Source organism: Pseudomonas fluorescens (assembly GCF_902497875.1).
GTDB classification, from domain to species: domain Bacteria; phylum Pseudomonadota; class Gammaproteobacteria; order Pseudomonadales; family Pseudomonadaceae; genus Aquipseudomonas; species Aquipseudomonas fluorescens_BR.
Genome location: NZ_CABVHY010000042.1, coordinates 43,111 through 49,407, shown reverse-complemented (window position 1 = coordinate 49,407; position 6,297 = coordinate 43,111). Strand labels below are relative to the sequence as shown.

Sequence of the window (6,297 nt, the reverse complement as noted above, 5' to 3'; positions counted from 1 at the left end):
GCTTTCTCCCGTAGGACGTATGCGGTATTAGCGTCCGTTTCCGAACGTTATCCCCCACTACCAGGCAGATTCCTAGGCATTACTCACCCGTCCGCCGCTCGCCACCAGGTACAAGTACCCGTGCTGCCGCTCGACTTGCATGTGTTAGGCCTGCCGCCAGCGTTCAATCTGAGCCATGATCAAACTCTTCAGTTCAAACATCTTTGGGTTTTTAAGAAACCCTAAACTTGGCTCAGCAATCGTTGGTTACATCTTTGATTTCTCGCGGAGTAACTTGTGATGCTGATAATCTTGTTGACTATCAGTCTGACTCCACAAGCACCCACACGAATTGCTTGATTCAGTTGTTAAAGAGCGGTTGGTTAAGATCTTTCGTCTCAACCGAGGCGCGCATTCTACGCTTTCCTCTGCTGCTGTCAAGCGGTTATTTTCAGAAGCTTTCAAAGTTTCCCTTGTAACTTCAACCACTTGGCGCTTCCGATCACTCGTTAGCGGGAGGCGAATTCTACAGCGTTACTCGCTGCTGTCAACACCTGTTTTACACCGCTTTCGACCGAGTGGATCGAACCGTCAATAGGGCCAAACCCGCCGACCTTACCAACTCCTTCTGGGCTTCAATGAACTGAAGCAGCCCGCTGTCGAAAACCGCGTAACTCTTTGTTTACCAAGGAGTTTTCCGTTTCGACTGCGCCGGAAGTGGGGCGAATTATAGACTTCCAGGATCTGCCGTCAACACCTAATTACGCTTTTCTATCAACAACCACCGAAAACCTGAAAACCTGCTTATATATAAAGGTGCATCAAACGGTATGCGCACTATATTGCTCATTTGGCATTAGTTGAGCATCATGTGTCCAGCACACCTCCCTGCCCTACTATTGCGGATGACGCCTCGTAATGACTGACCAACCCCGCAGCCTTGCATCGACTCTTATCCCGGTCGGCCTGCTGCTTATCGCCATGGCTTCCATTCAGTCCGGAGCATCCCTTGCCAAAAGCATGTTCCCCGTAGTGGGAGCACAAGGTACAACAACCCTGCGGCTGATCTTTGCCAGCATCATCATGCTGCTGCTGTTACGCCCCTGGCGTGCCAGGTTCACCGCCAGCAGCCTGCGCACGGTCGTCGTTTACGGCATGGCGCTTGGCGGGATGAACCTGCTCTTCTATATGTCACTCAACACCGTTCCGCTGGGGATTGCGGTTGCCCTTGAGTTCACCGGCCCGCTGGCGGTGGCTATCTATGCTTCACGCCGGGCAATGGATTTCCTCTGGATCGGCCTGGCAGTCATCGGTTTGCTTCTGCTGATCCCCACCGGCGATACCAGTTCCGGGATTGATCTCGTCGGCGCTGGCTATGCGCTGGGTGCCGGGGTCTGCTGGGCGCTGTATATCCTTTTCGGCCAGAAGGCCGGGGCCGATAATGGCGTTCAAACTGCCGCACTGGGCGTGATGATCGCCGCGTTGTTCGTCGCGCCGGTGGGCATCGTCCATGCTGGAGCGGCTTTGCTGACGCCTTCGCTGATCCCGATCGCCATTGGCGTGGCGATTTTGTCTACCGCCCTGCCTTACACCCTCGAGATGGTTGCCCTCACCAGGATTCCAGCCAGGACTTTTGGCACATTGATGAGTATCGAACCCGCTTTCGGTGCCTTGTCAGGCCTGTTGTTCCTTCACGAACACCTGTCCCTTGCCCAATGGCTAGCCATCGCTTGCGTTATTCTTGCCTCCGTCGGTGCCACCCTGACCATGCGCCGCGTATCCAGCCCCATGCTCGCCACTGAGTGAGTTTGGTGTAACCTAGCTCTGGCATTGTCTATTCAATCAGGCCATGTTTGAGCCGTGTAAGTCCTTGATATTTTCGTATGGGTAGCACCAACGACACGCATGAGCGGATAACGCCAGACTCGGGCGCCAGACCCGAGGCCAGCTATAAAGGAAGGGAATGAAACGAGTTTTGATACTTTTAATCGTGCTTGCCATTGCAGGCTGTGCCGCAACTTCAAAAACCGAGGTAAAGCGCGGCAAGAAGGGGCTGCATATCAACTGCTCCGGCCTGTCCTCTTCCTGGGACAAGTGTTACGCCAGCGCCGCCAATTCCTGCGGCGCCAAGGGCTACAAAACGATCGCCAAATCCGGCGACGCAGTGGAAGAGCCCGGCGATTATCCCTTTGGCCTGAACCCCGCCGGCTATACGAGCCGCAGCATGATCGTCATCTGTAAATAAACTGGCACGTTTTTATTCACCGCTCTGTAGCGCAATCTGGCGACCGATCTCGTCGTGGCTCGACTTCAGGACCTTGCGTTGAAGGTCCGGACTGGCCAGCATCCGCGCCACGACCAGCGTGCCCACGCACTGCGACAGAATCGCCCACGCCAGACTGTCGCTGCCCAGGGTGCGAGCCCAGCTTTCCTGCAATCGACAGATCCACTGCTCTGCCTGCTGCCGGACAGCAACGTCGGCACGGGAAATTTCCGCTCCCAATGCCGGCAACGCACAGCCCGTCTCGGGTTGCTCTACATGGGCCATGCTCAAATAGTGCTTGAGACAGCGTTCAAGCCGTTGCCGATTCTGCTCCCCATCCCCGCTTAATCGTTCAAGGCTTTGACGCAGCTCTCGCTCGACGATCGAACCAAACAACTCATCCTTTGAAGAGAAATGGCTATAGAAAGCCCCGCCACTAAGCCCTATCGCTTTCATCAGGCCATCGACGCCGACCGTGGCAAAACCTGCCTGTTTAGCCGACACAGCGCTGCTTTCCAGCAATCGCTCCCGGGTTTCCTGCTTGTGGCTGGCTGAATAACGCATCACTCCTCCTCCGGATCTATCGCCTTGACGCCTTGCAAATCATAGCATAACGTTCGTTTAGTTAACGATCGTTTACTAACAAGGCGATATCCATGACTACAGCTATCAATAACAACAAAGTCGTTTTGGTCGTCGGAGCGGGCGATGCCACCGGTGGAGCAATAGCCAAGCGCTTTGCCCAAGAGGGATTTATCGCCTGCGTCACTCGGCGCAGCGCGGACAAATTGCAACCTTTGGTCGATAGCATTCAGGCTGCGGGAGGCCAGGCCCATGGCTTCGCCTGCGATGCCCGCAAGGAAGAGGAAGTGATCGCGCTGGTCGAACAGATCGAGAGCCAGATTGGTCCGATCGAAGCCTTCGTTTTCAACATCGGTGCCAACGTGCCGTGCAGCATTCTTGAAGAAACCGCGCGCAAGTATTTCAAGATCTGGGAAATGGCCTGTTTCTCAGGTTTCCTCAACGCTCGTGAAGTCGCCAAACGCATGGCCACCCGCCAACGCGGCACCCTCCTGTTCACCGGTGCCACCGCGGGGATGCGCGGGGCTGCCGGGTTCGCCGCGTTTGCCGGGGCCAAGCACGGAATCCGCGCGTTAGCGCAAAGCATGGCGCGCGAGCTGGGGCCAATGAATATCCACGTCGCCCATATCGTCGTCGACGGCGCCATTGATACCGACTTCATTCGCAATAGCTTCCCGGAAAAGTACGCGCTCAAGGATCAGGACGGAATACTCAATCCGGAACACATCGCCGAAAACTACTGGTACCTGCACAGCCAGCCAAGAGATGCCTGGACCTTCGAGCTGGACCTGCGGCCATGGAGCGAACGCTGGTAAGCCCGCCTCAACAACAATAATAATCAGAGAGCCTCGACCATGAGCAAAACCCTGGAATTTTTCTTCGACCTTGGCAGCCCGAGCACTTACCTGGCCTATACACAGCTAGAAAAAATCTGCGCCCAGACCGACTGCCAGCTCATCTATCAACCGATGCTGCTGGGGGGAGTCTTCAAAGCCACCGGCAATGCCTCGCCGATCACCATACCGGCCAAGGGACGCTACATGCTGCATGACCTGGATCGTTACGCCAAACGCTACCAGGTCCCGCTCAATTTCAATCCGCACTTTCCGATCAATACGCTTTTACTGATGCGAGCGGTCACCGGCATGCAACTGCGGCACCCGGAACGCTTCCTCGATTTTATCGACTGCCTCTTCCGCGCATTGTGGGTCGATAAGCGCAACCTCAATGCCCCTGAAACGGTCGCTGCGGTGCTGACGGAAAACGGCTTTGAGCCGACCGAAGTCCTGGCCCTGGCCAACGATGACGAGGTCAAGGCGGCCCTCAAGGACAAGACCGAACAGGCCTTGCAACGCGGTGTATTCGGCGCGCCGAGTATGTTTGTCGATAACCAGCTGTTCTTCGGCCAGGACCGTCTGGATTTTGTCCTCGAAGCCTTGAGCTAGCTAGATCTCGATCACCCGCCGCCCTTGCGCCTCTCCTGCTACAAGCAGGTCATAGCCAGGGTCGGCGAGGATCTGCCCGATGATTGTCGCGCCCCTACCGGACAGCAACGGCAGTAAGGTGAACATTCCAGAATAGGCTGTCCCCGAAAGGACATGGCGGCTCAAGCGCCTGAGCTTGCGCCGCCCTCGGCTTAAATAGCCGCCGTCCGAGTGTTCAGCCACTCCAATGCTGCACCTTCAAGCAGTGGGCTCAAACGCTCACGGACTTGCGCGTGATAGCCGTTGAACCACTCTTTCTCCTCTTGAGTCAGCAATGCCGGCTCCAGGCATCGGGTGTCGATCGGGCACAGGGTCAGGGTTTCGAACTTGAGAAATTCACCGAACTCAGTGCTGCCCGCTTCGCGATTCAACACCAGGTTCTCGATCCGCACACCCCAGCGGCCAGGACGATAAGTGCCCGGCTCGATGGAAGTGATCATCCCCGCTTGCATCGCCGTTTGTGGCGCGGCCACTGCCTGATAGGCAATCACCTGCGGACCTTCATGGACGTTGAGGAAATAACCGACGCCATGCCCGGTGCCGTGACCGTAGTCGACGCCTTCGGCCCAGATCGGCGCACGGGCGATCGAGTCCAGCAGCGGCGATAGAATGCCCCGTGGGAACTGCGCGCGGGACAGCGCGATCACGCCCTTGAGTACCCGCGTGCAATCGCGCTTCTGCTCCTCGGTCGGGGTGCCGACAGGGACCATGCGGGTAATGTCGGTGGTGCCGCCCAGGTACTGACCACCGGAGTCGATCAGCAACAGGCCATCGCCTTCGATCAGCGCATGCTCTTCTTCGGTGGCGTGATAGTGCGGCATCGCACCGTTGGCGTTGAACGCCGCGATGGTGTTGAAACTCAACGAGACATACCCCGGCCGACGGGTACGCGCCGCCGTCAGGTGCTCATCAATGGTCAGCTCGGTAACCCGCTCACGACCCAATGCGCTGTCCAGCCAGGCGAAAAATTCGCACAAGGCCGCGCCATCCTGCTCCATGGCCTGACGAATATGTTCGGCATCGGCGAGGCTTTTTTGCGACTTGGCCAGGGTGGTCGGGTTCAGCCCTTCCAGCAGCTTGACGCCACTGCCCAGATTGTCCAGCAGCCCCGCCGTGACCCGTGCAGGATCGACCAACAGGCTCGAGCCGTTCGGTACTGCACTCAATGCCGCGGCCACTTCGCTGTAATCGCGCAAGGTCACGCCATCCTGTTCAAGGATCGCGCGCAATGGCCCATCGACTTTGCTCAGCGCCACAAACAGCGTCGCCTGCTGCTGGCCGATCAGGGCGAAGGAAACGAATACCGGGTTGAACGACACATCGGCGCCACGCAGGTTGAACAGCCAGGCGATGTCATCGAGGGTCGCGATGAAGTGCCAGTCAGCGCCACGGGCTTTCAGGTTTTCGCGCAGTTTGGCGAGTTTCTCACCACGGCTGACGGTGGCCTGAGGCGGCAAGTGTTGGTAGATCGGCTGATCCGGCAGCGCTGGACGGTCTTGCCAGACTTCGTTCAACACATCGATATCGGTCCGCAGTCGAGCGCCTCGCTCCTGGAGCTTGCTGCCCAGGGTACGCGCCGAAGCAACCGCCATCACCGCGCCATCGACGGCGACCACGCCACCTTCGGGAGTCTGCTCGGCCAGCCAGTCCAGCGGGCCTGGTTGCCCGGGTTGAAGTTTTACCAACTCGATACCGCTGCCCTTGAGTTCCTTGCCAGCCTGCTCCCAGTAACGGCTGTCAGCCCAGACGCCGGCGAAATCAGGGGTCACTATCAGCGTGCCGACCGAACCATGAAAGCCCGACAGCCATTGCCGTCCCTGCCAATAGCCTGGCAGGTATTCCGACAGGTGCGGATCGGCCGACGGCACCAGCAGGGCATGAATGCCCTCCCGGCTCATCAGCTCGCGGGTTTGCGCCAGGCGCTGGGAAACCGCTCCGTTGCTCAATGGTTGCGTGCTCATTGTGTCTCCTGCTAATCACTCATGATTT

7 protein-coding genes and 1 rRNA gene are annotated in these 6,297 nt (G+C 57.7%); 4 read left to right on the top strand and 4 right to left on the bottom strand.

Annotated elements, in window-relative coordinates; genetic code table 11:
- Positions 1–195, bottom strand: a 16S ribosomal RNA gene (locus F8N85_RS30160); the annotation flags it as partial.
- A 702-nt stretch (positions 196–897) separates the two neighbouring features.
- Between F8N85_RS30160 and rhtA the strand changes: the two genes are divergently transcribed.
- A complete protein-coding gene (rhtA, locus tag F8N85_RS30150; RefSeq protein ID WP_150807098.1) occupies positions 898–1,785 on the top strand; it encodes a threonine/homoserine exporter RhtA in 888 nt (295 codons plus the stop codon).
- A 157-nt stretch (positions 1,786–1,942) separates the two neighbouring features.
- Positions 1,943–2,224 (top strand): hypothetical protein, encoded by a 282-nt coding sequence (locus F8N85_RS30145; RefSeq protein ID WP_150807097.1) that lies wholly within the window; start codon positions 1,943–1,945, stop codon positions 2,222–2,224.
- A 12-nt stretch (positions 2,225–2,236) separates the two neighbouring features.
- Here F8N85_RS30145 and F8N85_RS30140 read toward each other — a convergent pair whose 3' ends face one another.
- A complete protein-coding gene (locus F8N85_RS30140; RefSeq protein ID WP_150807096.1) occupies positions 2,237–2,806 on the bottom strand; it encodes a TetR/AcrR family transcriptional regulator in 570 nt (189 codons plus the stop codon).
- Between the two features lie 92 nt (positions 2,807–2,898).
- Between F8N85_RS30140 and F8N85_RS30135 the strand changes: the two genes are divergently transcribed.
- Together F8N85_RS30135 and F8N85_RS30130 are read left to right on the top strand one after the other, a co-directional pair.
- Positions 2,899–3,639, top strand: coding sequence for an SDR family oxidoreductase (locus F8N85_RS30135; protein WP_150807095.1), 741 nt, complete (start codon positions 2,899–2,901; stop codon positions 3,637–3,639).
- Between the two features lie 39 nt (positions 3,640–3,678).
- Entirely contained in the window at positions 3,679–4,269 is a 591-nt protein-coding gene (locus F8N85_RS30130; RefSeq protein WP_150807094.1) for a 2-hydroxychromene-2-carboxylate isomerase, read from the top strand.
- On the opposite strand, the gene F8N85_RS35515 is transcribed toward F8N85_RS30130, so the two are convergent.
- Together F8N85_RS35515 and F8N85_RS30125 are read right to left on the bottom strand one after the other, a co-directional pair.
- On the bottom strand, positions 4,270–4,395 hold the full coding sequence (locus F8N85_RS35515; protein WP_263596394.1) for a hypothetical protein: 126 nt from the start codon (positions 4,393–4,395) through the stop codon (positions 4,270–4,272).
- A 65-nt stretch (positions 4,396–4,460) separates the two neighbouring features.
- Positions 4,461–6,269 carry an aminopeptidase P family protein gene (locus F8N85_RS30125; RefSeq protein WP_150807093.1) on the bottom strand — a complete coding sequence of 603 codons (1,809 nt, stop codon included), beginning with the start codon at positions 6,267–6,269 and terminating at the stop codon, positions 4,461–4,463.
- Between the last annotated feature and the right edge of the window lie 28 nt (positions 6,270–6,297).

What these genes read in the sequence shown, in the direction of transcription:
- rhtA (WP_150807098.1), top strand. Translation starts at nt 898, where the DNA reads ATGACTGACCAACCCCGCAGCCTTGCATCGACTCTTATCCCGGTCGGC.
- F8N85_RS30145 (WP_150807097.1), top strand. Translation starts at nt 1,943, where the DNA reads ATGAAACGAGTTTTGATACTTTTAATCGTGCTTGCCATTGCAGGCTGT.
- F8N85_RS30140 (WP_150807096.1), bottom strand. Translation starts at nt 2,806, where the DNA reads ATGCGTTATTCAGCCAGCCACAAGCAGGAAACCCGGGAGCGATTGCTG.
- F8N85_RS30135 (WP_150807095.1), top strand. Translation starts at nt 2,899, where the DNA reads ATGACTACAGCTATCAATAACAACAAAGTCGTTTTGGTCGTCGGAGCG.
- F8N85_RS30130 (WP_150807094.1), top strand. Translation starts at nt 3,679, where the DNA reads ATGAGCAAAACCCTGGAATTTTTCTTCGACCTTGGCAGCCCGAGCACT.
- F8N85_RS35515 (WP_263596394.1), bottom strand. Translation starts at nt 4,395, where the DNA reads ATGTTCACCTTACTGCCGTTGCTGTCCGGTAGGGGCGCGACAATCATC.
- F8N85_RS30125 (WP_150807093.1), bottom strand. Translation starts at nt 6,269, where the DNA reads ATGAGCACGCAACCATTGAGCAACGGAGCGGTTTCCCAGCGCCTGGCG.